The sequence below is a fragment of the Rhodococcus sp. NPDC055024 genome (assembly GCF_053608585.1).
On record NZ_JBSGVT010000004.1, the window covers coordinates 19444 to 44318 of the forward strand.

28 protein-coding genes, 1 pseudogene and 1 riboswitch are annotated in these 24875 nt (G+C 61.6%); of the genes and pseudogenes, 16 read left to right on the forward strand and 13 right to left on the reverse strand.

The window, feature by feature from the left end:
* Window positions 1-69: 69 nt before the first annotated feature.
* Window positions 70-2136 (reverse strand): ABC transporter ATP-binding protein, encoded by a 2067-nt coding sequence (locus ACWF6P_RS10815; RefSeq protein ID WP_452621025.1) that lies wholly within the window; start codon window positions 2134-2136, stop codon window positions 70-72.
* Entirely contained in the window at window positions 2133-3866 is a 1734-nt protein-coding gene (locus ACWF6P_RS10820; RefSeq protein WP_452621026.1) for an ABC transporter ATP-binding protein, read from the reverse strand. The genes ACWF6P_RS10815 and ACWF6P_RS10820 overlap by 4 nt, the downstream gene beginning before the upstream one ends.
* Window positions 3867-4185: 319 nt before the next feature.
* Between ACWF6P_RS10820 and ACWF6P_RS10825 the strand changes: the two genes are divergently transcribed.
* The 6 genes from ACWF6P_RS10825 (at window position 4186) to ACWF6P_RS10850 (ending at window position 8705) form a co-directional block, all read left to right on the forward strand.
* Window positions 4186-4308, forward strand: a complete 123-nt coding sequence (locus tag ACWF6P_RS10825; protein ID WP_378537223.1) for a hypothetical protein — start codon at window positions 4186-4188, stop codon at window positions 4306-4308.
* Between the two features lie 239 nt (window positions 4309-4547).
* Window positions 4548-4670, forward strand: coding sequence for a hypothetical protein (locus ACWF6P_RS10830; RefSeq protein ID WP_378446996.1), 123 nt, complete (start codon window positions 4548-4550; stop codon window positions 4668-4670).
* A 361-nt stretch (window positions 4671-5031) separates the two neighbouring features.
* Window positions 5032-5184 (forward strand): hypothetical protein, encoded by a 153-nt coding sequence (locus tag ACWF6P_RS10835; protein WP_378537228.1) that lies wholly within the window; start codon window positions 5032-5034, stop codon window positions 5182-5184.
* A gap of 260 nt (window positions 5185-5444) precedes the next feature.
* A complete protein-coding gene (locus ACWF6P_RS10840; protein WP_452621027.1) occupies window positions 5445-6950 on the forward strand; it encodes a GGDEF domain-containing protein in 1506 nt (501 codons plus the stop codon).
* A gap of 40 nt (window positions 6951-6990) precedes the next feature.
* Complete coding sequence (gene purT / locus ACWF6P_RS10845; RefSeq protein WP_452621028.1) at window positions 6991-8226, forward strand: formate-dependent phosphoribosylglycinamide formyltransferase; 1236 nt, start codon at window positions 6991-6993, stop codon at window positions 8224-8226.
* Window positions 8223-8705 carry a DUF456 domain-containing protein gene (locus ACWF6P_RS10850; protein ID WP_452621029.1) on the forward strand — a complete coding sequence of 161 codons (483 nt, stop codon included), beginning with the start codon at window positions 8223-8225 and terminating at the stop codon, window positions 8703-8705. The genes purT and ACWF6P_RS10850 overlap by 4 nt, the downstream gene beginning before the upstream one ends.
* Here ACWF6P_RS10850 and ACWF6P_RS10855 read toward each other — a convergent pair.
* A complete protein-coding gene (locus tag ACWF6P_RS10855; protein WP_452621030.1) occupies window positions 8609-9448 on the reverse strand; it encodes an amidohydrolase family protein in 840 nt (279 codons plus the stop codon). The two genes, ACWF6P_RS10850 and ACWF6P_RS10855, sit on opposite strands and share 97 nt — an antisense overlap.
* 109 nt (window positions 9449-9557) lie before the next feature.
* Complete coding sequence (locus ACWF6P_RS10860) at window positions 9558-10955, reverse strand: FAD-dependent oxidoreductase (RefSeq protein WP_230816290.1); 1398 nt, start codon at window positions 10953-10955, stop codon at window positions 9558-9560.
* 230 nt (window positions 10956-11185) lie between these two features.
* On the opposite strand from ACWF6P_RS10860, the gene ACWF6P_RS10865 reads away from it, so the two are divergent.
* Genes ACWF6P_RS10865 through ACWF6P_RS10875 form a run of 3 tightly spaced genes read left to right on the forward strand, consistent with a single transcriptional unit; the run spans window position 11186 to window position 13306 of the window.
* Window positions 11186-11611 carry an Rv0361 family membrane protein gene (locus tag ACWF6P_RS10865; RefSeq protein WP_452621031.1) on the forward strand — a complete coding sequence of 142 codons (426 nt, stop codon included), beginning with the start codon at window positions 11186-11188 and terminating at the stop codon, window positions 11609-11611.
* Between the two features lie 46 nt (window positions 11612-11657).
* The gene (locus ACWF6P_RS10870) at window positions 11658-12086 is read left to right on the forward strand and encodes a rhodanese-like domain-containing protein (RefSeq protein WP_230816478.1); all 429 of its coding nucleotides are present in this window, start codon (window positions 11658-11660) and stop codon (window positions 12084-12086) included.
* Entirely contained in the window at window positions 12083-13306 is a 1224-nt protein-coding gene (locus ACWF6P_RS10875; RefSeq protein WP_029254764.1) for an O-succinylhomoserine sulfhydrylase, read from the forward strand. Before ACWF6P_RS10870 ends, ACWF6P_RS10875 begins: the two co-directional genes overlap by 4 nt.
* A 70-nt stretch (window positions 13307-13376) precedes the next feature.
* Here the strand turns inward: ACWF6P_RS10875 and ACWF6P_RS10880 are convergent, their stop codons facing one another.
* On the reverse strand, window positions 13377-13973 hold the full coding sequence (locus ACWF6P_RS10880; protein WP_452621032.1) for an alternate-type signal peptide domain-containing protein: 597 nt from the start codon (window positions 13971-13973) through the stop codon (window positions 13377-13379).
* Complete coding sequence (locus tag ACWF6P_RS10885; RefSeq protein WP_452621248.1) at window positions 13973-14170, reverse strand: hypothetical protein; 198 nt, start codon at window positions 14168-14170, stop codon at window positions 13973-13975. The genes ACWF6P_RS10880 and ACWF6P_RS10885 overlap by 1 nt, the downstream gene beginning before the upstream one ends.
* On the opposite strand from ACWF6P_RS10885, the gene ACWF6P_RS10890 reads away from it, so the two are divergent.
* On the forward strand, window positions 14151-14648 hold the full coding sequence (locus ACWF6P_RS10890) for a hypothetical protein (protein WP_452621249.1): 498 nt from the start codon (window positions 14151-14153) through the stop codon (window positions 14646-14648). The genes ACWF6P_RS10885 and ACWF6P_RS10890 overlap by 20 nt on opposite strands.
* 587 nt (window positions 14649-15235) lie before the next feature.
* On the opposite strand, the pseudogene ACWF6P_RS10895 reads toward ACWF6P_RS10890, so the two are convergent.
* The 7 genes and pseudogenes from ACWF6P_RS10895 to ACWF6P_RS10925 form a co-directional block, all read right to left on the reverse strand.
* Window positions 15236-15703 (reverse strand): annotated as a pseudogene (locus ACWF6P_RS10895) (signal peptidase I); the annotation flags it as partial.
* Window positions 15616-16218 (reverse strand): SipW-dependent-type signal peptide-containing protein, encoded by a 603-nt coding sequence (locus ACWF6P_RS10900; RefSeq protein WP_378646299.1) that lies wholly within the window; start codon window positions 16216-16218, stop codon window positions 15616-15618. The pseudogene ACWF6P_RS10895 and the gene ACWF6P_RS10900, both read right to left, overlap by 88 nt.
* Window positions 16202-16843, reverse strand: a complete 642-nt coding sequence (locus tag ACWF6P_RS10905) for a signal peptidase I (protein WP_452621033.1) — start codon at window positions 16841-16843, stop codon at window positions 16202-16204. Before ACWF6P_RS10905 ends, ACWF6P_RS10900 begins: the two co-directional genes overlap by 17 nt.
* Window positions 16840-17406 (reverse strand): hypothetical protein, encoded by a 567-nt coding sequence (locus ACWF6P_RS10910; protein ID WP_452621034.1) that lies wholly within the window; start codon window positions 17404-17406, stop codon window positions 16840-16842. Before ACWF6P_RS10910 ends, ACWF6P_RS10905 begins: the two co-directional genes overlap by 4 nt.
* Window positions 17407-17410: 4 nt before the next feature.
* A complete protein-coding gene (locus ACWF6P_RS10915; RefSeq protein WP_378548927.1) occupies window positions 17411-17968 on the reverse strand; it encodes an alternate-type signal peptide domain-containing protein in 558 nt (185 codons plus the stop codon).
* 285 nt (window positions 17969-18253) lie between these two features.
* Window positions 18254-19069, reverse strand: a complete 816-nt coding sequence (locus ACWF6P_RS10920) for an HAD-IIA family hydrolase (RefSeq protein ID WP_378537262.1) — start codon at window positions 19067-19069, stop codon at window positions 18254-18256.
* A 37-nt stretch (window positions 19070-19106) separates the two neighbouring features.
* Complete coding sequence (locus tag ACWF6P_RS10925) at window positions 19107-19874, reverse strand: sulfite exporter TauE/SafE family protein (RefSeq protein WP_452621035.1); 768 nt, start codon at window positions 19872-19874, stop codon at window positions 19107-19109.
* A gap of 199 nt (window positions 19875-20073) precedes the next feature.
* Window positions 20074-20168: riboswitch (SAM riboswitch) on the forward strand.
* Between the two features lie 7 nt (window positions 20169-20175).
* On the opposite strand from ACWF6P_RS10925, the gene ACWF6P_RS10930 reads away from it, so the two are divergent.
* The 6 genes from ACWF6P_RS10930 (at window position 20176) to ACWF6P_RS10955 (ending at window position 24859) form a co-directional block, all read left to right on the forward strand.
* Window positions 20176-20253 (forward strand): putative leader peptide, encoded by a 78-nt coding sequence (locus ACWF6P_RS10930; RefSeq protein WP_378537806.1) that lies wholly within the window; start codon window positions 20176-20178, stop codon window positions 20251-20253.
* 124 nt (window positions 20254-20377) lie between these two features.
* The gene (locus tag ACWF6P_RS10935) at window positions 20378-21352 is read left to right on the forward strand and encodes an amino acid ABC transporter permease (RefSeq protein WP_378537264.1); all 975 of its coding nucleotides are present in this window, start codon (window positions 20378-20380) and stop codon (window positions 21350-21352) included.
* Window positions 21349-22134 carry an amino acid ABC transporter ATP-binding protein gene (locus ACWF6P_RS10940; RefSeq protein ID WP_020968833.1) on the forward strand — a complete coding sequence of 262 codons (786 nt, stop codon included), beginning with the start codon at window positions 21349-21351 and terminating at the stop codon, window positions 22132-22134. Before ACWF6P_RS10935 ends, ACWF6P_RS10940 begins: the two co-directional genes overlap by 4 nt.
* A 34-nt stretch (window positions 22135-22168) precedes the next feature.
* Window positions 22169-23140, forward strand: coding sequence for an ABC transporter substrate-binding protein (locus ACWF6P_RS10945; protein WP_378637787.1), 972 nt, complete (start codon window positions 22169-22171; stop codon window positions 23138-23140).
* Between the two features lie 10 nt (window positions 23141-23150).
* Window positions 23151-24260, forward strand: coding sequence for an FAD-dependent oxidoreductase (locus ACWF6P_RS10950; protein WP_452621036.1), 1110 nt, complete (start codon window positions 23151-23153; stop codon window positions 24258-24260).
* An 8-nt stretch (window positions 24261-24268) separates the two neighbouring features.
* Window positions 24269-24859, forward strand: a complete 591-nt coding sequence (locus tag ACWF6P_RS10955; RefSeq protein ID WP_452621037.1) for a GNAT family N-acetyltransferase — start codon at window positions 24269-24271, stop codon at window positions 24857-24859.
* Window positions 24860-24875 lie beyond the last annotated feature (16 nt).

Below are 24875 nucleotides of genomic sequence, written 5' to 3' on the forward strand. Positions count from 1 at the left end.
CGACGGTAACCTGTCGGATCGATCAGGTGTGCTCCGGGGCACTGTGTCCGCTGAGGGAGGCGCCGATCACTAGACGGCGGCACCCTCGAACTGGGCGTTGTAGAGACGGAAGTACGCGCCCGCTGCTGCGATGAGTTCGTCGTGTGTGCCCTGCTCGACGATCTTGCCCGCCTCCATCACGACGATCAGATCGGCGTTGCGGATAGTGGACAGTCGGTGCGCGATGATGAAGCTGGTACGCCCGACGCGCAATGCGGACATTGCTTGCTGCACAAGTTGTTCCGTACGTGTGTCGACCGAGCTGGTCGCCTCGTCGAGGATCAGCAGCGACGGCTCCGACAGGAAGGCGCGGGCAATCGTGATGAGCTGCTTCTCGCCGGAGCTGATGTTCGACGCTTCCTCGTCGAGCACGGTGTCGTACCCGTTCGGGAGCGTGTGGATAAAGCGGTCGACGAAGGCAGCGCGTGCTGCTTCGTGGATCTCGTATTCGCTGGCGTCGAGTCGGCCGTACGCGATGTTGTCGCGGATCGTGCCGCCGAAGAGCCACGTGTCCTGCAAAACCATGCCGACGTGCTTGCGCAGGTCGGAGCGACGCATCTGTGAGATGTCGACGTCGTCGAGAGTGATTCGGCCCGAGTCCACTTCGTAGAAGCGCATGAGCAGGTTGACCAGGGTGGTCTTGCCGGCGCCGGTAGGTCCGACGATGGCGACCATCTGCCCGGGCCGAGCCGTCAGGTACACGTTCTCGATCAGCGGCTTGTCCGGCTCGTAACGGAACGAGACGTTCTCGAATTCGATGTGACCGACGTTGCGATGGCGTCCGGCAGGCTCGGGCAGTAGCGGCACGTCGATGTCGGGTGACTGCTCAGGCTCGTCGAGAAGCTCGAAAACCCGCTCGGCCGAGGCTGCTCCGGACTGCAGACTCGTCGACATGGATGCGATCTGCGTGAGTGGCTGACTGAACTGGCGTGAGTAGACGATGAACGCCTGAACGTCACCGAGCGACATGTTGCCGCTGGCGACCTTGAGCGCGCCGACCACCGCGAGCAGCACATAGGTGATGTTTCCGACGAAGTTCATGACCGGCATGATCAGGCTGGAGAGGAACTGCGCGCCGAAGGACGCGTCGAGCAGCCTCTTGTTCTGCTCGGCGAACTCACGCTCGGCTTCGGCCTGGTGACCGTACACGCGAACCAGGTCGCGACCGCTGTAGTTCTCCTCGATCTGTGCGTTGATCTTGCCCGTCTCAGCCCACTGAGCCTTGTACAAGACCTGTGCGCGCTTGGCGACCCTGGCAACGAGTAGCACCGATACCGGCACCGCGATCAGCGCGATCAGGGCGAGCATCGGAGAAATGACGAACATCATCGTCAGAACACCGAGGACGGTGAGCACCGACGTCAGGAGTGAGGTCAAGGTCGACGACAGCGTCGACGAGATGTTGTCGATGTCATTGGTGACGCGGCTGAGGATCTCGCCGCGCGGTGTCTTGTCGAAGTACGGAAGGGGCAGGCGGTGAAGCTTCGCCTCGACCGAGGCGCGCAGGTTGTAGATGGTCTTCTGGACGATGATGTTGAGGAGGAATGCTTCCAACCAGGCCAGCAGCGACGAGAGCAAATACACGCCGATCGCGAGCATGACGACCTTGCCGATGGCGTCGAAGTTCAGACCTACACCGGGAACGACGTCGGTCGAGTTGGCGACGAGGTCGGCGAACGTCGAATTTCCTGATGCCCGAATCGCCTCTGATGCCTGATCGCGGGTCAGTCCGGCCGGCAGGCTCTTGCCGATGAACCCGGCGAAGATGAGGTCCGTCGCGTGACCGAGGATCTTCGGCACTGCGACGGAGAGTGCGATGCTGGCGATCGTCGCGACGACGACACAGCAGACTGCAAACTTGTGTGGCTGCAGAAGCGAGAGAAGCCGCTTCATCGTCGCCTTGAAGTGGCGTGGCTTGGTGTCCGTCGCGGTCAGCGCGGGCTTCGGCTCGTTGTCGGGCTTCTCAGGGTTGCTCGACTTCGCCTCGCCGTCTGCGGATTCCGGTTCGTTCGGGATCTTGTCGAACACTACGGTCGGCGCATCGTCGAAGTACTGGCTGTTGGGACTGCCCCATGTCGGGTCCTGCGGGCTGGTCATGCGCTCATCTCCGCGGGAATCTGGGAAGCCACGATCTCTTGGTAGGTCGGACAGTTGGCCAAGAGGAACTGATGGTCGCCGAGGCCGACAGGAGCGCCGTCCTCGAGGACCATGATCTGGTCTGCATCGATGATGGACGCGACGCGTTGCGCGACGATGATGACAGTCGAATGCGTCGAGACCGTACGAAGTTCGCGCCGGACTGCAGCGTCGGTGTGCATGTCGAGTGCGGAGAACGAATCGTCGAACACGAAGATCCGGGGTCTGCGGACCACAGCTCTGGCGATGGCGAGACGCTGTCTTTGTCCACCCGAGAGATTGCCGCCGCCCTGGGCGATGGGTGACTCGAGACCGTCGGACAGTTCCCGGACGAAGTCGTCTGCCTGAGCGATGGTGAGGGCTGCCCAGATGTCTTCGTCGGTGGCCGTGGGGTTTCCGTAGCGGATATTGCTTGCGATCGTGCCGGCGAACAAGTAGGCCTTCTGAGGCACGTATCCGAAGTTGGCGAAGAGTTCGTCCTGATCCCAACCGCGGACGTCCAAGCCGTCGACCAGGACAGCGCCGGCCGTGACGTCGAAGAGCCGGGGGATGAGTGAGACCAAGGTCGATTTGCCACTGCCGGTACTGCCCACGATCGCGGTGACCGTGCCCGGCATGCATCGCATCGAGACATTCGACAGGACCGGCGTTTCTGCTCCCGGATACGTGAATCCGGCTCCTCCGAACTCGACAACACCATAGGGACTGGTCGGGCGCAGAGGTTGGGCGGGCGCAGGCACGGTCGGCTCGGTGTCGAGCACCTCCGTGATGCGGTCGGCGCACACGGCCGCGCGCGGAATCACGACGGCCAACATGGTTGCCATGACCACCGACATCAGGATCTGCATGACGTACGCGAGGAAGGCGCTGATCTGACCGATCTGCATGTCACCGGTGTCGACCAGATGCGCGCCGAACCACAGCACCGCGACGCTCGACAGGTTGGCGATCAACATGACGGTGGGCAGCAGAACCGCCTGGTACCGACCGATGAGGAGCGCGGTATCGGTCAGTTCCTTGTTGGCTTTGTCGAAGCGGATCGTCTCGTCAGGTTCGCGAACGAAGGCGCGAATGACACGCATGCCGGTGAGCTGTTCACGCAGTGATCGATTGATGTTGTCGATCCGCGTCTGCATTGTCCGGAAGTGCGGGATGAGCTTGGCGACCACGACCGAGACGGTGATGCCGAGCAGTGGCACCGAAATCGTCAGGAGCCAGGACATCTGCAGGTTCTCGCGCAGCGCCATGATGATGCCGCCGATACACATCAGTGGGGCACTGACGAGCATCGATGACGTAAGCATGACCAGGGCCTGGATCTGCAGGACGTCGTTGGTGTTTCGTGTGATCAGCGTCGGCGCACCGAAACTGTTGAATTCGCGATCCGAGAAACTGCCGACGGCCTTGTAGAAGGCGCCTCGAACGTCGTGGCCGAAGCCCATCGACGATTTTGCAGCCAGATAGGTCGACGCGACCGACGCGATGATCGACGCAAGCGAGACCAGAAGCATGATCCCGCCGGTGGACATGATGAATCCGGTGTCGCCGCGGGCGACGCCGTCGTCGATGATCCGAGCGTTGAGCGTGGGCAGGACCAACGACGCGATAGCCCCGAAGAGTTGAAGTGCGAGGACTCCGGCAAGCAACCAGCGGTACGGCGGCAGGTACGCCTTGAGCAGTTTTGCTAACACGACGGTTCCCGGTGAGTTGCGTGGGTTGCCGCTCGTTCGCGATTGATCACACGCACACGGTATGACAGATCGCGGTCGAGGTCGGCACCGACTCTGACGATTGCATCCTTTTGTCCTAATTAACTGTGATCTCGAACACACTTGAGTTCGAGATTGGATTCAGGTCACAGCGCCTGAACTGCGGATTTACATATTGGTCCAATGTGTCACGTTTTTGTTTGAATAGAAACAAACTGGACGTACGTATTTAGCTTCGCTAAAGAGGGGCGGAGCGAACAAAACGTGCGCCGCGTCATAGATATTCATGCAAGGAGTCAACATGGGATCCCTCGGAAACCTTCTCAAGGCCAACGGCATGGGCTGGGGCCTTCTCCAGCTTCTTCCCCTGGTCAACATGCTAAAGACCATCCAGGGTCTGGATTCGGCCAGTTCGAACTCCTGACGTTCGACTAACTGACGTTCGACCATCTGACGTTCGAACACTGCCATCTTTCGTAACAAGCACAGGAGTAATCGCATGACCTCGATCCAGAATCTCGACGCCTTCCTCAAAAGCGTCCTCGCGTTCGTGACCAAGCTCAATGCGGGATCGGCAGATTCCTCAGGCTCGGCTGGTTCTGCCGCCGAGTAGTTATCGGTCCCCAACCCTTTCAACTGCATCCCGAGAAAAGGAGACCCGACATGGGTTCACTCGAAGACTTCAGCGGCGTCGTCAAGACGTTCATTCCGGTACTCAAGGACCTGTTCACGGCTCTCGGTGGTGGCTCACTCACCTCCGGGACCGGATCGGCAGCTGACAAGTAAGTCCCGTTTGTCCGAAAGTGTGGCTCGTAGTTGTCTGCGGGCCACACTTTTTCCATAAATAATGTGAGCTAGATCACATTTCGAATTGATCCGATTTGCTGATTTGCCTGCTGAACTGCACTTATATCGAAAGGTGTTACGGAGAGTTTACGAGAGTAGCTATCTGATAGCTAGACAAGTGCGAGTAGTCCGTCTATAAATGCACACAGCGCCAAGGTAGTGCGCTACATCACAGCTCGGGATGTTGTTCGGGGGCGGTTCCGCTTTCCGTGCGGCAGGAGTTCCCGAACCATTCCGGTCACCGCCTGCGGCCGGTCTGGCGCTGGAACATCACACCACCTCACATACAGGAGAAACTCCTATGTTCGGATCACTCAGCACCCTCGGACCCCTGCTCACCGCGCTCGGAGCTTTCCTCAAGTCCGTTCCCACCGAATCGCTGTCCGGCGAGGGCAAGGGCTCGGGCTCGTCCACCGGTTCGCTCTCGGGTCTCTCCAGCGGATCCGCCGAATAGTCGTCCCTTTCCGGCAGGTCCAATCGGCTCTGCACTCCGGATTGCATTGCAGGTGCCCTCTGTCCACTCTCGTGGTCGGAGGGCACCCGTATTTGCGGGGGCTTTCGTAGTTGGTGTTTCGGCGATTGAACGAAGGCCAGCGGGTGAGGGCACCTGCGTACGATGGTTCGACGACATACAGACATGCCGTCGACGGCATGCAAACGTGTCGCGACGTCCAGTGCTCCTGTCTTTCGAGGTAGCCGACCGCGAGGTGACGCATGGCAAGGAAAAGTCGCTTTCTGCGCCTGCTCCTCGTGCTGTCCGTCGTGCTTGTGGCTTCGTTGATCGGCATCCTCACTCGCCCACCAGGTTTGCTCGCGACGTTCTGGTGCGCGAACGCCCTGCTCCTGGGAATGATGGTCAGGTGGCCGGTTCTGATCGAGTGGCCGACGTGGATCGCCGCGGCCGTCGGATACGTCTGCGCTGACCTGGTAACCGGTAACTCCCTGTCGCTCGCGGTGCAGTTGAACGGGGCGAATCTCGCCGGAGTGACGGTTGGAGTCCTTGTTCTGCACTACTTGAAGCGCACTCCGTTCCGATTGGTCGATTCGCAGTCGCTGGTGTGGATGGTCTTCGTCTCGTTCGTCGCGGCGACTGGTACCGCGGCCACCGCCGGCGCCTTGGACCGTCTCTTACGCGGTAAGTCCTTCACCGACACTTTTGTCCACTGGGGTGCTACCGAGGTCATGGCGTATCTGCTTGTCCTTCCTCTCATTCTCACTCTCACCATCCCGTCGAGTCTTGCCGAGTTCCGCAGCAAACTGACCGCCAGAACTGTCGCCGCTATGAGCGTTCCGCTACTCGCCACTGCAGCCTGCGTGCCGATCGCCCTCAACATCGAAGGGCCGATCGCGCTGGTCCTGCCGATTCCGGCTCTCCTCTGGTGTGCCACTCGTATCTCGGTCCCGAGTACTGCCTTCGTTTCCGTGGTCTGGTCGGTGTGGTCACTCATGATGGCGGGTAGCGGTCGACTCGACATCGGGGACCAAGCCGCCTCGAGCTGGAACGAGGACGTCATCACGTCCATTGCGGTCACGTTGATCGCGTTGGGGCCGATCGCGGTGGCCTGTGCGACCGAGGAACGTCGTGCTGCCGAGCGCGAACTATTTCTCGCGGTGGAATTCGACCATTTGACCGGGGTCCTCTCGCGCGGCGCCTTTCTCGGACATGCGGAATCGGAACTTGCAGACGCGGCCCGCGCACAGTCCCCGATCGGCCTGCTGATGCTCGACCTGGATCACTTCAAGAGCATCAACGACACTCACGGACATATGACCGGTGACAGCGTTCTCGCGAACTTCGCCGAACGGGCCGCTGCCCGATTGTCCGACGGCGATCTGATCGGAAGGCTCGGCGGCGAGGAGTTCGCCATTCTGCTTCCGGACTGCCGTCTCACGCGAGCAGTCGACGTCGCCGAGGCCGTCCGCGGCGCACAAGTCGAGTACTCGGCCGAATCGGACGTGACGAGCACCGTCAGTGTCGGAGTCGCGTGGGTCGATCACGCGACGCCCGCCTTGTCCACCCTCATGAGCGTCGCGGACGAGGCTCTGTACGACGCGAAGCGTGCCGGGCGCAACCTCGTCAAAGTGCGCCAGGTCGGCAACGACGCGTTGCCGCAACAGAATTCCGCGCCGGACACGGTCACCCGCACCTATCGCAAACCTGCCGTACCGCGAACGATCAGGCGAGGTTTTCACCCCGAAGGTGTGGTGGACGGCCGATAACTGCGCTGACCTGCATCGGGATTGGCATATAGTCGCACCCATGCAGCTTGATTCGACGCCTTCGCACCTGCCGACGCTTCCCCTCCGATTCGGAACTCCACTGACCGAGAACTCCATCCGCGTGATGATGTTGGGATCAGGTGAGTTGGGTAAGGAAGTTGTCATCGCGTTGCAGCGTCTGGGCGTCGAAGTGATTGCGGTGGATCGGTATCCCGACGCCCCTGGGCACCAGGTGGCTCACCGCGCTCACACCGTCGACATGACCGATCCGGAAGCGCTGCTTGCCGTCATCGAGTTGGAAAAGCCACACTTCGTGGTTCCCGAGATCGAGGCCATCGCGACGGACGCGCTTGCGCTCGTCGAAGAGCGTGGAGGCGCGGTGGTCATTCCGACCGCGCGCGCCACCCAGCTCACGATGAACCGTGAGGGAATCCGTCGGCTCGCGGCCGAGGAGTTGGGCCTGCCCACGTCGCCTTACGCCTTCGCGGATTCGCTCGCCGACGTACAGGCAGCGACAGACCGAATCGGTTTCCCGTGCGTGATCAAGCCTGTCATGTCTTCGTCGGGGAAGGGCCAGTCGACGGTTCGATCCGCTGACGATCTCGACGCGGCATGGGAGTACGCGATGGCCGGAGGTCGTGTGAATCACGGCCGGGTGATTGTCGAGGGTTTTGTCGATTTCGATTACGAGATAACGCAATTGACGGTTCGCGCCGTCGGCGAGAGCGGTGAGGTCGAGACGTCGTTCTGCGAGCCGATCGGGCACCTGCAGGATGCCGGCGACTACGTCGAATCGTGGCAACCGCAGCAGATGTCCGCGGTTGCCCTCGCTTCGGCCCGGGACGTCGCCGAGAAGGTGACCACGGCATTGGGCGGGCGAGGCATCTTCGGCGTCGAACTTTTCGTGAAGGGCGACGACGTCTTCTTCTCCGAAGTGAGCCCTCGGCCGCATGACACCGGTTTGGTGACTCTGCGTACGCAGCGACTTTCGGAGTTCGAACTCCATGCCCGCGCGATCCTGGGCTTGCCGGTCGATACGACACTCACGGCTCCAGGAGCGTCGGCGGTGATCTACGGCGGCGTGGAGGCAAAGGGGATCGGATTCGACGGTGTCGCAGAGGCTCTCGCGGTTCCCGAGACGGACCTGCGTCTCTTCGGCAAGCCGGAGAGTTTCACGCGTCGTCGCATGGGTGTTGCGGTGTCGACGGCCGCTGACGTCCCGACCGCACGCGCCCGTGCCCGCGAAGCCGCGTCGAAAGTGCGTCCCGTCGGATGAGTCCAGTGGCCGAGGTCCTCGTCGGGCTGGTCATCCTGGTCGGTCTGATCGGAGTCGTCGTTCCGATCCTCCCCGGGACACTTCTCGTTTTCGGCGCAATTCTGGTGTGGGCGATCATGACCGGTGGCGCGACGGCGTGGACGGTGTTCGCATTGTCCGCGCTGGCGCTGGTGGTCACCGGGATCGTGAAGTACACGTGGCCCGGCAAGCGGATGAAGTCCGGGGGAGTGCCGAACCTGTCGGTGGTGGTCGGCGGCGTCGTCGGCATCATCGGGTTCTTCGTGATCCCGGTGGTGGGGTTGTTCCTCGGATTCATCGTCGGAACGTACTTCGCCGAACTAGCGCGACTGCGCCGCTACGACATCGCGTGGGCGTCGACGCTTCACGCGGTGAAGGCAGTCGGATTGTCCATGCTGGTGGAACTGTTCGGAGCACTTATCGCTGCGGGGCTGTGGCTGGGCGCCGTCGCGTTCACCTGACCGCAGCGGTACCAGGAGCGGGCGTTGTCGCACATCACCGCGGACAGGTCGTCGCCGACAGCTTCGGCGATCACGTCCAGATCGTGGACCTCGAAAGCTCGACGTGCCCGTGTACCGGGTAGATCGGTACCGAACATCAGCGCAGCGGGATTGACCGCGTGGATCTGGCGCAGCACATCGCTGACGTCGGAGATGGTGGTGCGGCCGAACCCGGTGGCTTTGACGCGTACCCCACGGTCGACGAGGTTGAGGAGATACGGCAATCCGCGCGTCGACATTCCCAGGTGATCGATGCTCACCGCGGGCAATTTGGCGAAAACAGGTTCCAACGACAGCAACAGTGTGGCATCGACGTAGAACTCGGCGTGCCAGCCGACCAGATCGAATGCGCGGTTGGCGAGATCGGCGAGCAGACGCAGGTCGGTGGCGCCGCGGCGCAGGTTGAACCGGACGGCGCGTACTCCCAGCGCGTCCAGAGCAACGATGTCTTCGTCCGTTGCATCGAGTGGCAAAGCAGTGACGCCGACCCAGCCTTCGCCCAGTTCGGACAGCGCGGCTTTCAGGTATTCCTGGTCATTGCCCTGGTACGACGCCGTCACGACGGCCCCGCCGTCCACACTCAGGCCCTTCAGCGACGCAACTCGTGCTCGGTAATCGGCAACGGTGAAGGGCTCAGGCAGGTACCCGTGATTCTCGACCAGCGGGAAGCGCGGGTCGATGATATGCACATGGGCGTCAAACACGGAGTCTATTTTGCCCTGTTGCCCTGGGTGCCTGCACACACCACCGGCCCGATGTGACCTGGGTCGCGTCGGGCCGGTAGAGGGCTTCTGTTCAGTTACTTCTGTGCACTCAGTTGGTGCGGTCGGGCTCGGAAGCCTTCAGCATGTCGTGACGCTCGACGACCTTGATGCGCTCGCGGCCCTCGGGCTCGCCCAGGCTGCGCTCATGGGCGTCGAGGCGGTACCAGCCCTGCCACGTCGTGTATGGCACCTGCTTGCCTTCGAGGAACTCGATGACGGCGTTCTCGTCGGGGTTCGCGGCGCCGGCGAAGTTGACGGAATCCTCGAGGAGGTTCGCGACGGTTTCGTTGGCGTCACCCTTGGTGTGGCCGATGAGGCCGACGGGGCCGCGCTTGATCCAGCCGGTGACGTACGTGGCCGGCATGAACCGGGCGGCGCCTTCGGCGTTGTCGTCGGCGACGACGCGGCCGGCGTCATTGGGAACAGTGCCTGCCTGGTCGTCGAACGGCAGCTGCGTGACGTTCTGCGAGAGGTAACCGACGGCGCGGTACACGGCCTGGACATCCCAGTCCTTGTACGTGCCGGTGCCCTTGACGTTGCCGGTGCCGTCGAGCTGGGTGCGCTCGGTGCGCAGGCCGACGACCTTGCCGTCTTCGCCGAGGATCTCGGTGGGAGATTCGAAGAAGTGCAGGAACAGCTTGTGCGGGCGAGCTCCGACGTCGCGAATTGCCCAGTCCTGCAGGGTGTTCGCAACCATGTCGACCTGCTTGGAGTTGCGGCGAGCCTGCTCGGAACCCTCGTCGTAGTCGATGTCCTCGGGGTCGACGATGACCTCGATGGTCGGCGAGTGGTCGAGTTCGCGCAGTTCGAGAGGCGTGAACTTGGCCTGGGCCGGGCCGCGGCGTCCGAAGACGTGAACCTCGACGGCCTTGTTGTTCTTGAGGCCCTCGTAGACGTTCGCGGGGATCTCGGTGGGCAGCAGTTCGTCGCCGGTCTTGGCGAGGACGCGGGCGATGTCGAGTGCAACGTTGCCCACGCCCAGGACGGCGACCTTCTCGGCTTCGAGCGGCCACGTACGCGGTACGTCGGGGTGGCCGTCGTACCAGGAGACGAAGTCGGCCGCGCCGTAGCTGCCGTCGAGTTCGATACCCGGGATGCCGAGCGCGCGGTCGGCGTTGGCGCCGGTGGAGAAGATGACTGCGTCGTAGAACGACTGCAGGTCGTCGAGGGTGATGTCGGTGCCGTAGTCGATGTTGCCGAGCAGGCGTACCTGAGGCTTGTCGAGCACCTTGTGCAGGGCGGTGATGATGCCCTTGATGCGCGGATGATCGGGCGCAACGCCGTAACGAATCAGGCCGAAGGGCGCGGGCATGCGCTCGAAGAGGTCGATGCTGACGCCGCGGCCGGAGACTGCGGTGTCGGATTTCATGAGGGCGTCGGCGGCGTAGATGCCGGCGGGGCCGGCGCCGACGATCGCGACCCGGAGTGGGCGGTTGGAGTCAGTCATCGTGAGGACAGCTACCTTCTTCGAAGTTCGGACAACATATCGACAAGTATCCAATTTAGCCGAACCTAAGCACGGTGCCTCGGTTGCGGCCGAACGGATCCACACTCTCACTCGATCGGTTGTGGGTAAACCTATTCTTTCTTCCCATTCTCCCGTTGTCTCGGGTATTCGGGGTAGGGGCCTGATCCTTGGCGGGCCACAATTCCAAGTTGTGGGGGAGTATTGGCACTATGAGTGACGAGCTTCGCGAATCCGACAACATCGATGGCAAGAAGGCGTCTGCGGGGCCATTTCTCTTGGCTGTCGCCATCGTCGCCTTGATTCTGGGTGGCATCTTTGTCGCGTCGTGGATTTCGCCGGCGGAGGAGAACGTCACCGAGTCCGACCGTGTCAGCCGTTCCGTCACCGACTACGTCGATGCCGAGAACCGCGATGATGCTGAAACGATCAAGATCCTGACTTGCACGAGCTTCAATTCGAGCACCGGTCCGCTGGCCGGCGTGGACGGGACCGTCGAACTCAAAGGCGTGGACAAGGTCGAGGTCAACGGCGATCGCGGCAGGGCCGACGTGACGATCACCGGCGGCGGAGCGGGAGATCGAGTCTCGACCTGGGCACTGACCCGTGACGGCAACCGCTGGGTCGTCTGTAACTGACGGCCCACTCAGGCGCTCACGGCAGTCTTGTGAAAACATGGACTACGTGAGTTACGCAGGCGATCTGACGCCGGAGCAAGCCTGGGAGCTGCTCCGCGAAAACCCCGACGCCGTGCTGGTCGACGTGCGGACCGATGCGGAGTGGAAGTACGTCGGTGTCCCCGATGTTTCCTCCCTCGGCAAGCAGGCCGCACTGATCGAATGGGTGAGCCACCCGACCGGCGCGCGCAATGACAACTTCGTCGACCAGTTGAAGGAAGCCGGCATCACCGCCGATTCCTCCGGGTCGGAGCGTCCGGTGATCTTCCTGTGTCGATCCGGACAACGTTCCATCGGTGCGGCGGAAGCTGCGACTGCGGCGGGCATCGGCCCGTCGTTCAACGTGCTCGACGGGTTCGAAGGCGCATTGGGTGCCGACGGACATCGCGGACTTGTAGGTTGGCGGGCCATCGGCTTGCCGTGGAGGCAGCAGTGAGCGGAATTCCCCAGGGTGGCGCATTTCAACGAGCGCTGCCGGACGACGTCGGTCTCGGCACTCTCGGTGTTCGCGGCGGACTGATGCGTACCGGGTTCGAGGAGACGTCCGAAGCGCTGTTCCTCAACTCCGGATTCGTTTACGAGAGTGCAGAAGCCGCCGAACAAGCCTTCACCGGCGAGGTGGATCACTTTGTCTACTCCCGCTACGGCAACCCGACGGTCAAGATGTTCGAAGAGCGTCTGCGTCTGATCGAAGGCGCGGAAGCCTGCTTTGCAACGGCCAGCGGAATGTCGGCCGTCTTCACGGCGTTGGGTGCGCTGTTGGGCAACGGCGACCGATTGGTTGCCGCGCGCAGCCTTTTCGGATCCTGCTTCGTGGTGTGCAACGAAATCCTCCCGCGCTGGGGCGTCGAGGTCGTTTTTGTCGACGGCGAGGACAACGCGCAGTGGGAAGAGGCGCTGTCCGTGCCCACCACGGCGGTGTTCTTCGAGACGCCGTCCAACCCGATGCAATCCCTCGTCGACGTTCGGCGGGTGTCGGAGCTTGCTCATGCGGCCGGGGCGAAAGTAGTGCTGGACAACGTCTTCGCGACACCGCTGCTGCAGCGCAGCCTCGATCTGGGTGCCGACGTCGTTGTGTATTCCGGCACCAAGCACATCGACGGTCAGGGCCGCGTGCTCGGCGGCGCGATCCTCGGAACCGAGGAGTACATCAGCGGCCCCGTTCGAGAACTGATGCGGCACACCGGACCTGCGCTCAGCCCGTTCAACGCCTGGACGCTGCTCAAGGGTCTCGAGACGATGCCGGTCCGCATTCGGCACTCCGTGGCTTCGGCCCTCGAGATCGCCGAATTCCTCGAAGGGCACTCCGGCGTCAAGTGGGTCAAGTATCCGTACCTGACTTCGCACCCGCAGCACGAGCTCGCGAAGTCTCAAATGAGCGGCGGTGGAACCGTTGTCACGTTCGAGCTCAATGCCCCCGATGGTGAGGGCAAGAAGCGGGCATTCGAGGTTCTCAACGGCCTGCGAGTCATCGACATCTCCAACAACCTCGGTGACTCCAAGTCCTTGATCACACACCCCGCCACGACGACGCACCGGGCCATGGGGCCGGAAGGTCGCGCGGCAGTGGGTATTACGGATGGCGTGGTGCGCTTGTCCGTGGGGCTCGAGGACACTGCCGATCTGTTGGCTGATCTGAAGCGAGCCCTCGGCTGAAGCCGTAGAACGCAACCCGTAGAACGCAACCCGTAGAACGCCTTCCTCGATCTTAGTTGGGCGAGGCTTTCTACGGCGCGGGCGTGAGTCCCAATTGTTTGACGTCGATTGTCAACGCCGCCGTATTCAGTGTGAGTCCTGAGCTCGTGGTGTCGCTCGGGTAGATCGTGAACAGCACCTGCGCCGTCAGGTTGGTGTTGTTCAATGCCGACGTGACTGGGATGAGGTTAGGCGTCGGCGCTGTGCTGTCGTACAGCAGATTGTTGCTCTGATCGGTGACGTAGGTGCGGAGATCGACACTGGCGGTCGCGAGCCCGCCACTCAACTTGGTCTTGTCGACCGTCACATTGGCTCTCAACCGGGGACCGGTGGCCAAGACCTTCGAATCGCAGAAATACGTGTAGTTGAATCCAGGCTTGAGTCGATAGGTAGTGATGTTCGGGATAGGCACGAGTGGATTCGGGTTGGTGGGTGCGTTGACGTAGATCTGCGAATACCAACCGCCGCCGTTCGTGGTCACACACGCACCCAGATCGAGGGTTCCGGATTGCACAGCGGCGCTTGTCAGGGTCGCGCTGTCGGTCCACTTCGCCAATGTGCCCGAACCACCGAGCAATACAGCTCCGGCCGCGGCGACTGCCATGGCAGCTTTCGTCGTCTTTTTCATCACGGCACCAGCGCCTTGATCTCGTCCGGAAGTTCGCTCGGGGCAGGAGATTCGGCCCAGACTCCCGTTGAACTGTCGATGACGGAGACTCCGGACGCGGTGATCACATACAACTGATCGGTACCGGTGAGCCAATGCAGGACAGCGTCGCTGTCGACGGTACCTCGATAGACTTCAGTGCCTGATGAATTCGACACGGACACAACGGTTCCACTGGCAGTCGAGAGCTTCTGTGCGCTGAGACCGGCAGTAGTCACCGGGGCGCCGACGGGGACCTCGCTCGGAGTGGTCGTGATTGGTGGCACCGTTGTCGTTGTCGTTGTCGTTGTCGTGGCCGCGGTGGATGTCGTTGTCGGGGGCGCCGTAGTTGTAGTCGGTGACGAGGTGGTCGTCGAGACCACCGTAGTGCTGGAGGGTGTCGTAGTCGGCGCCGAAGTCGTGGTGGGCGTTGTGGATGAGGAAGTCGCGGAACCGGTGGCCGTGGTGGAAGTGGAGGTAGGAGAACTCGGAGCCACTGTCGCGAGCGCAGAACGTGCAGCCAGAGCCGAGACCGCAGTGGTACCACTCGTAGGCCCGGATACGCACGACACGGAACTGAAGAGGATGAGAGCTGTTGAACTGCTGACGCGGTACCCCGTGTACTCCGGAGTCACCACCGTTCCCGTAAGGGCATGAACCTCTACGTCATAGTTCGTGTTGGACAGGAGGATTCCCCCACTGGGGAGATCCGAAAGCGTCAGTGTCGTGGATCCGCTCGTGACGTCCCTGACTAGTGGAGGCTGGGTGGTGTTCGTTGCATTTCGCACGATGATTCGGTAGCTCTGTCCTGCGGTCGCGGGCCAGGTGAGTGTTACGGATGTTCCGTTTCCTGTGCATGTCAATGACGCGGGTGGGGTGGGAAAGCTTGCGGCAGTTGTGAAAGTAGCGGGCCCCGCCGTCGCAGAGCCGGCGAAGCCCGCCTGAGTCCCGCCGATGTTGGCGATACCCGCCACACTGAGACCCACCGTTGCCAGTGCGATGATCACCTTGAGTGCGTGGGAGTCGCCGCGACCTGCGCCCAGATTATTCGGTTGTGGCCTATCGACAACAACATGTGTGTCATCTTCACCTGGCCCCGAGTTGCTGCGCTTCGTCCTCGGACGAAACGCAATGTAGGAAAGCCCGCACACGGCAATCGCGCCGAGCACGAAACCACTCGGTCCGGAGAGCCATACAGCAACGTAGCCGAGACGATCGACGCTGAAGAAGACTCGATCGGCTTCGGTGATGACGTAGGGATCAGGATCGGTGATCGGATTTGCGTCACCACGCAGTTGTGCGACGGCAAGATTATTGCCTTGCTGATCAATCGTTTCGACGCGATGGGTGATGCGCGTGCCTTGACTGTCGTACACGCTGACGATGTCACCGACCTGAACTTCGGACGCGGGCACGGTACGCGCGAATGCCAATGCACCGGTATCGATCGTGGGAGACATCGATCCGCTCTTGAAGATCAAAGGAGTGATACCAAAAGCCAGACCGGCGACGAAGAAGACTATCGATACCAGTCCGGCGAGGGCACCGAGCGTAAGCAAGACCTCCTGAACGCGGCGGGGCTTTGAAGTGTTCGAGGGTGACTTCGTGTGTTGGGCCACTGTGCTCACACCTTTGCCGTGAAGGTCAGGACGATGCTCGAAGAACTGCTCTTCGGCGGCATGGGGCTCGCGGGAAGCTGAACGGAGACACACAAATTCTCGGTAGCCCCGGCCGCCAGCGGGCGGTCGGCGGTGCCGACAGCCTGATTCGAAGTCAGTGTCAGGGGTAAGGAGGACACCACATTGGTTCCGTCGGCACACTTGTTTGCCACAGTTCCGTTCGACGACACCGTCATCCGCAAAAAGGTCGTCAACGCACCGTTGCTCGTGGATGTGATCGTGTACTTCAGCGGAAGGGTCGCCCCAGCACCGACATTGTTGACCTTGAGGATCGCGGTGTTCGAATCTCCCGGAATCATCCCGGTTTTGCCGAGTTGGCTGAAGTTCAGTGTTGTGGTCAGCTCGGGTTGCGTTGTGGTGTTCAAGTTCAGATTGATCGACCCGGTCGTGATGTTGCCCGAGGTTGCCGTGGCGGAGGATGTCCATGCGGCGAGTGTGGTCACGCCACCGACACCCAGCACCATCCCCAAAGCGAGCAGCGCGCGAAAGCGAGTGCTGGTCAACAGGTGACGAATCCGATGGGCCGGACGGTCAGGGCGCGAGGGCATCGTGCTGGCCTTTCTCGATCTGGGCGGAGTCTGTGGGCGCGAAAGTTGCAGGGTCAGGAGCCAATCGGGCTCGAGCACGCTCCTTCCGGCCATCACGGATGCCGCTGATCATCATGTAGGCCGCGTACAGCAGTAGTGCCGTCACGACTATCACCACGATCACGGTGCGCTGCTCTCCGGTGAGCCAAGTGTTGACGTAGCCGAGATACGGAAGGCTGTACCAGACCTTTCCCCGGATCTGTACTGGCCGTACTTCCTTCTCGTCAGGCTCACCGTTCGCGTCGCCTTGGGTGATGAAAGTTCGTTCACCCTTCTGGTTTTCACTTGTGGCGATGATCCGGTGCGTGACGACGGTCGGCTGACCCGATTCCAGCTGGTACGTAATAGGTGTACCGATCCCCAGTTCGGACGGATCGACAGGTTTGACGACTACCAGTGATCCAGGGTTGTACGTCGGGCGCATCGAACCGGTCAGAATCGTGAAGCGCTGCGCTCCCGCGAAGAAGGGGACGACGATGGTTGCGACGATGACTGCCGAAATTGCCAGCAGCAGTGTCCAACTGACGATCGAGGTGATCCACCAGAGCGGGCCGGTATGTTCGCGCTTCGTGGAGTGCTTTGTCATACCGGACCTGCCTGGAACGTCAAGGTAGCGGTGTTTGTTGCTCCGGAGACCGACTGAGTTCCTACTGTGAGCCGTAAACACAGGACGTAAGTTGCGTTCGAGGCCAGCGGACTCGGCATGTACGCCGGCGAAACCGGGTATTGCAGCGATGCGTTCATCGAACCCGATATCAGGGGGGTGACTGCCGGGGCCGCTGTGTTCACTCCAGCCGGGCAGGCGCCTTCGTTGGCGACTCCGTATGTGGTCAGGGTGAATTCGGTCAGTAGTGTCGTCGCCTGCATTCGCCATTGCAAGGGGTCGGTTCCCGAGTTTTTGACTGTCAGCGGCGCTTGCACCGTATTACCAGGAACTACCAGAGTCGTTCCGGTCGTCAGCGTTGACAATGGGTACGCCGCACTGGTTCCGGTAGAGGTACCAACCGTGAGGTTGACGCTGGCGGCAGTTGCCGTGCCGCCATTCGCGCTCGCCGAATCGGACCACAGCGCGAGCGACTGCTGCGACGATGCGAACACCGCTACAGCAGCCACCGCGACTGCGATCGCTCCCCAGACCTTTTTCCTCATGAAATTACGGGGCCGGTGTCAGTGCTGTCTGAGTGACGACCAGCTTCAGTGCCGACAAGTTCAGCGACTGGTTCTGCGCGACCTGGTTGGCCACATCGGTGAAGTTGAGACGGACCCCGACGTGGACGACGGTATTGTTCTGCACCTTGGTGATCTGGGAGATCGGGTTGCCACCTGCATCCTTGATCGTGGTAACCGGTTGCACCGCCGCGGCAAGTTCGGCGCTGTTGGCACCTGGAACGATTCCGGCTGTGTCGGCGGTCAGAACAGCGGCGAGGCGATCTCCGACTGCAGTCACCGTGACGTCGCAGGTGTATTCGATGCTCTCAGTGGTGACGATGCGGTAGGCCGAGATATTGGTGATCGCGGTCTTCGTCGGGTTGAGGGAGTTCCAACCGCCGCCAACCGGTGCGCAAGCGCTCAGGTCGAGTGCGCCGGACGTGACGGGTCCGCCGCCACTGACGTCGGCCGAATCGCTCCACACTGCGAGCGAGCCCGCTCCACCGAGGAGGAGGGCACCGGCCGCCGCAGCAGCGATCGCACCCTTGGTCTGCTTCTTCATGAAAATCTCATTTCATGTCTGGGACCCGAAATGGGTCGTTCAGACATGAGTATCAGCCACGGCAAACGATTCGTTACTACTTTTCCAAAATTTCTTTTTCGACTGTGATCCACATTGTCCGGGGAATTGAAAGTGGCTCTGACCTGCGGATAACTATCAGTATGTAATTTTGGTGCGAAGAAAACCGTTTGTTTGTCCAGTTGGACAAACGGGACGAGTCGGATCCTGGCAAACTCGCTGTTTTTACCAGTTAATTACCAACTTTCCATTCTTTTGACAATTCCTTCAATTGTTTGCGTTGCTACGGAATGGATCGGTTGTCATTCCGACCAAATCTGCGACCGACTCGAGGACGATGGTCGGGCGGTACGGGTAGAGCTCCACCGACGCGCGGGTCGAGATTCCGGTCATCACCAGAATCGTCTGCAGTCCGGCTTCGAGGCCGCAGACGATGTCGGTGTCCATGCGGTCGCCGATCATCAACGTGTTGGCTGAATGAGCGCCGATGGACCGCAGGGCGGACCGCATCATCAAGGCGTTGGGCTTGCCGACGTAGTAGGGATCGCGTCCGGTTGCCTTGGTGATGAGAGCGGCGACCGAGCCTGTGGCCGGGAGAGAGCCGTCGCGCGACGGTCCGGTGGCGTCGGGGTTGGTGGCGATGAACCGCGATCCACGCTCGACCAGGCGAATGGCCGTGGTGATCGCCTCGAAGGAGTACGTGCGCGTCTCGCCGAGGACGACGTAGTCGGGGTCGCTGTCCGTCAGGACGTAGCCGATGTCGTGCAGTGCAGTGGTCAGGCCCGATTCACCGACCACGTAGGCGCTGCCGCCCGGACGCTGGTTGGCCAGGAAGGTCGCGGTAGCGAGCGCTGACGTCCAGATCGACTTCTCCGGGATGTCGAGTCCCGAATTGAGGAGGCGTGCTCGCAGGTCACGCGGGGTGCGGATGGAGTTGTTGGTGAGCACCATGTACGGAATGTCGTTCGACGCCAGTTCTGCCAGGAACGTGTCTGCTCCGGGTATCAAGTGCTCCTCGTGGACGAGAACCCCGTCCATGTCCATGAGGTAGGTCCAACCGGTCTGATCGTCTGTTCTGGTCATATCTCCAGTATGTGCGGGTGCCGCCCGATGTGGGCGGTCAAGCGAGAAGACGCCACAAGCCGATCAGGCCGACGACGACAATCGTGTATCGCAGTGCAGTGGGGGACAGGCGTCGTCCGTAGCGGGCGCCGAGAACGCCGCCACCGAGTGAGCCGACAGCGATCAAACCTGCTGCTGCCCAATTGATCTGGTCGAAGGCCAGGGTGATGTACATTCCGGCCGCGACGATGTTGACGAGCAGTGAGAGCAGGTTCTTCGCGCCGTTCATGCGCTGGAGGGTTTCCGGGAGGATGGCACCCATCACACCGATGAGGAGGATGCCCTGCGCGGCGGTGAAGTAGCCGCCGTAGATGCCGACGGCAAAGGTGCCCGCGGTCAGGAGCATCAGCCTCTTGGTGGACAGCGTCGTCTCTTCGGTGGAACGCTTCTTCGCCCACGCCTGGATACGTGGCTGGAGGAGGACAAGTGCGAGAGCCAGGATCAGCAGCACCGGAACGATGGTCTCGAACAGTTTCTCGGGTAGGTGCATGAGCAACCACGAACCAAGGAGTGCGCCGGCGAGCGACGCGGGAATCTGCCACTTCAAACGACCCCACTGCCCGGACAACTCACGCCGGTATCCCCACGTGCCCGAAACCCCGCCGGCGACGAGCCCGACTGCGTTGGACATGGTCGCGGTCACCGGCGGCATGCCGAAGGCGACCAGGGTGGGAAACGTGATCAGCGTTCCACTGCCGACGACGGCATTGATCGCGCCCGCACCGATGCCGGCCAACAAGATGAAGAAAGCGTCGATTCCACTCACTCCGCAGACGGTACGGCAGAGGAAAAGTCAGTCCGGACGGCGGTCCCGGTCTCGATTCGAACACTCCATTGAACACGGCGACCAAGGTTTCGGACACCGTTGAAATCAGTGCGATTTCAACATGAAGCGGCCTTCATTTCCCTTGCGGTGCAGGGAAATACAACATTTGACGACTCGGGAATTCGCGTCTAGTCTTTGCTCACCATCCAGAGCGACCGAGAGACCTGGCTCGTCGACGTCGCAGCAACCCCCCGAGTGATCGGGAGCGGGTGCTACCGCCAGGACCGATGGAAGGCATCACATGGGTTCCACTTCGCACGCTGCGCACAGGCGTCGTCACATCGATCTGTGCCGCACCGCTTCGTGTCACTGTCTCTGACCTCACTGTCACCGACCGAACTGTCGTCGTCTTCGCAACTCGAGTACGCCACCTCGAGAACACAGCTGCGTTCCCATTCCCCGAAAGGTCTATTCGTGATGTCCACTCCGTCAGGTAGTGCGCCGTGAGCGCGCCCACCGATGTCCGCCCCGAAAAGTCGGTGGCCGAGCCGCAACTTCCCGACTCGGAACTTGTCGTTGCTCGCACCTGGCACCCGCTGCGCTGGGTGATCAGCGCGGTCGTGCTGGTATTGCTTGCTCAGTTCATTCACGGACTCGTTGTCAATCCAGGCTGGGACTGGCCGACGTTCGCGCAGTACTTCACCGCGAAATCAGTGCTTGCCGCGTTGTGGATGACGATCAAACTGACCCTGTGGGGGACGATCCTCGGATTCGGTCTCGGTGTTTTCCTCGCACTCGGCCGGTTGTCGAAGAATCCGGTCCTGCAGGTGATCGCCTGGACCTACATCTGGGCCTTCCGCTCGATTCCGCTCATCGTGCAGCTGCTCTTCTGGTTCAACATCACGTACCTGTACCAGACCCTTTCTCTTGGAATACCTTTCGGACCGGAGTTCTTCACCTTCCAGGTCAGCGGTGTGATCGGTGGATTCACTGCAGCAGTCATCGGTTTGGCACTGCACCAGGCCGCGTACTCGGCCGAGATCATCCGCTCCGGAATTATCTCGGTGGATCACGGTCAGATCGAAGCAGCTCACTCGCTCGGTATTCCGCGCAGTCGCCAGTTCTTCAAGATCATTCTCCCGCAGGCGATGCGGGCGATCCTCCCCAATGCCGCCAACGAGGTCATCGGACTCTTCAAGGGAACGTCCATCGTCTCCACCATGGCGATCGCCGAACTGTTCTACCAGGTGCAGGTCATATTCGGCCGCAACGGACGAGTTGTGCCCCTGCTGATGGTCGCCACAATCTGGTACATCATCCTCACGACGTTGCTCTCGATCGGTCAGTACTACGTTGAGCGCCACTACGCACGTGGATCCGCCCGCGCCCTTCCTTTGACTCCGATCCAGAAGGCGCGCAAGAAGTTCGAAGAGATTCGTGATGCGCGTCTCGATATTCCGAGAGGTGCGACCCGGTGACCGCAGAATTGGCCGAAGAGACGGTGTACGCCGTCGAAGCGCGCGGAATCCACAAGTCGTTCGGCACGCTGGAAGTACTTGCCGGCGTTGATCTCCTGGTTCGCAAGGGCGAAGTGACCGTCATTCTCGGACCGTCCGGTTCCGGTAAGTCCACCTTGCTGCGCACCCTCAATCACCTCGAGAAGGTCGACCGCGGGACCGTACGGATCGACGGAGAACTGATCGGATACCGGCGCAAGGGAAATCGACTTCACGAACTGCGTGACCGCGAGATCCTGAAGCAGCGTTCACATATCGGATTCGTGTTCCAGAACTTCAACCTGTTTCCGCACCTGACCGCGCTGGAGAACGTGGTGGAAGCACCGCTCTCGGCCCAGAAACGAGACCGTGACGAGGTCTACCGCGAAGCCCGCGCTCTGCTCGAGCGAGTGGGAGTGGGAGACAAGGCCGACGAGTACCCCCGCCAACTCTCCGGCGGCCAGCAACAGCGCGTAGCGATAGCGCGAGCGTTGGCACTGCGTCCGGCTGTGATTCTCTTCGACGAACCGACGTCGGCGCTCGATCCCGAGTTGGTCGGCGAAGTCCTCGAAGTTCTTGCCCAGCTTGCCCGCGACGGCGCCACCTTGGTGATCGTCACGCACGAGGTCGGATTTGCTCGGGAGGTGGCGGACACCGCGGTCTTCATGGACGGCGGCGTCATCGTCGAACAGGGCCCGCCGTCGCAGGTGATCGACAATCCGGTCCACGAACGGACCAAAGCGTTTCTCTCCCGCGTCCTCTGACGCGACCCAGACTCATTCCCGGAAGGAAAAATTGATGTTCTCCCCATCCCGTCGCGCGACTTTTCTGATCTCGGCTCTTGCCACCGTCGGACTGCTCAGCGCTGCGTGCAGCAGTGCTGACGCCGAGTCCGACGGCGCCCAGGTCACCGCGGCCGCGGGTTACAACCTCACCGCCGACCAGAATCGCATCACCACCGACAAGGTGGATGCCATCGCCGCCGAGGTTCCTCAGGACATTCGTGATCGCGGCACGCTGCGAGTCACCGGTAGCGCGGGTTCCGCTCCGCCGCTTCGCTTCTACGCCGACGACGACACCACCCTCATCGGCTCCGAGACCGACTTCGCCTACCTGATCGGTGACGTTCTCGGTTTGAAGGTCGATCTGCAGACAGCGGACTGGGCACAGAACTTCGTCCGCATCGACTCCGGGGAAGCCGACGCTTTCCTCTCCAACGTGACTGTCACAGAGGAGCGTAAGGAGAAGTACGACTTCGCCACCTACCGACTCGACACCCTCGCCTTCGAAGCGAAGAAGGGCGCCGGGATCTCCATCAAGGAACCCAAGGACGTCGCCGGCAAGAAGATCGCCGTCTCCTCTGGTACCAATCAGGAAGCGCTGCTGGTCAAGTGGAGTGAGCAGAACGTCGCGGCCGGCCTGGCGCCCACCGACATCTCCTACTACCAGAACACCACCGACTACTACCTCCCCTTGCAGTCCGGCCGAATCGACGCCTACTTCGGCCCGAACCCGTCGTCGCAGTTCCACGCCAAGCAGTCGGGTGAAACCGAGGTTGTCGGTGAGTTCTCCGGTGCCGGCGACACTTTGCAAGGACAGATCGCGGTGCTGGTGAAGAAGGACAACGGGTTGATCAAGGCCGTCAACGACGCGATCAACCACACGATCGAGAACGGTACGTACCAGCAGATCCTCGAGCGTTGGAACATCACCAGCGAAGCCGTCGACAAGTCTCTGATCAACCCGCCCGGCCTTCCCAAGACCAAGTGAGCTCTCGTCCATGAGTGAGATTCTCGATGTGATCGTCATCGGCGGAGGACTCGTCGGGTCCTCCGCCGCATGGCGGCTCGCGGCGCGCGGACACAGCGTCGTACAGCTGGAACAGTTCGGGCCGGGGCACAAGCACGGTGCATCGCACGGTACTTCGCGCATCTACCGTCAGGCCTACGACAATCACCTGTACACAGGATTGGCGGCCGACGCGCTGCCACTGTGGCGGGAGTTGGAGTCCACCACGGACATCGGGTTCCTGGAACTGACCGGTGCCGTCGATCACGGTCTGCCGCAGGCAGTGCAGTCCAAGGCGCAGATATTGGTCGAGGCCGGCATCAAGGGTGAGGTCCTCACTCCTGCCGAGGCGTCCGCCCGCTGGCCGGGGTTGCGATTCGACACCACCGTGCTCCATCACCCCGATGCAGGCCGGTTGCACGCGGACCGCGCCGTGACCGCGCTGAAAGCGGGAGCGGTGTTCGCCGGTGCCGAGGTCCGTCACGACGTTCGGGTACTGGCACTCGCGCGAGCGTCGTACGGCGTGGACGTGGTGACGGACGGCGGAACGCTCGCGGCTCGTCAGGTCGTGATCGCGGCTGGGGCGTGGACTGCGGACCTGATCGCAGACAGCGGACTCGGTTCCGAGATCGTGCTCCCGACGCTGCGCACGACGCAGGAACAACCGGCCCACTTTGCACCGCTGGACCCGGGAGTCGAGTGGCCGAGTTTCGTTCACCACACGGGTGCGCAGTTGGAGACCGCGGGGATCTACGGACTCGGTTCCGAGGACGGCATCAAGATCGGCGAACACGCGACCGGGCCGGTCGTGACTCCACAGACCCGCGACTACACCCCTGATGTCGACGGAGAGCAACGATTGGTCGAGTACGCCGAGTCGTGGTTGCCCGGCGTTGATTCCACCCACGTCGAGTCGATCACGTGCCTGTACACGAGCACGCCGGACAGTAACTTCGTCATCGACCGAGTCGGCGCCGTCACGGTCGCGGCGGGATTCTCGGGTCATGGATTCAAATTCGGTCCGGCCCTGGGTGACCTTGTATCGAACCTCGTCGAGGGAACCGCGCTCGCTCCGGAAGTTTTTCGGCTGGGGGAGCGTTGACCAGATTCATGGAGGAAAGTGTTGTGGCACTGGAGCTCGGGACCCGGCAGGTCGAGGGCATCGGCGCGGTAGAGGTCTACTCGGTATCGCAGGACGATCCCTTGGCGGCTCCACTGATCGCGGAGTTGGCGCTCGAATACAGCTCGCGATACGGCGGAACTCGCGAAGCGATGCTCGCGGATCTCACCACGTACCCGGCAGAAGAATTTGCGTACCCGCAGGGGGCGCTCCTGGTGCTCACCCACGAGGATGTGCCTATTGGCGGTGGTGCATTTCGCCAATTTGATTCCACCACTGCCGAATTGAAGAGAATCTGGACATCGGTCGACTATCGGAAGCGTGGTCTCGGCAAGGTCGTCGTTCGCGAGTTGGAACGAGAGATCGAGCTTCGCGGATACCACAGGGTGTTCCTGACGACGGGCCCTCGGCAACCGGAGGCTGTCGCGCTGTACCTGTCCAGTGGATACACACCGCTCTACGACGCTTCACTCTCGCCCGAAGAAGTGGGCGTCCACCCGTTCGAGAAACAACTTCGGGTGCTCGAAAATGTGACCCGAGCAGCAATTCCTACCGACCGGGTTGACAACACCCGGGTTTAACCTCGTACACTTGCGA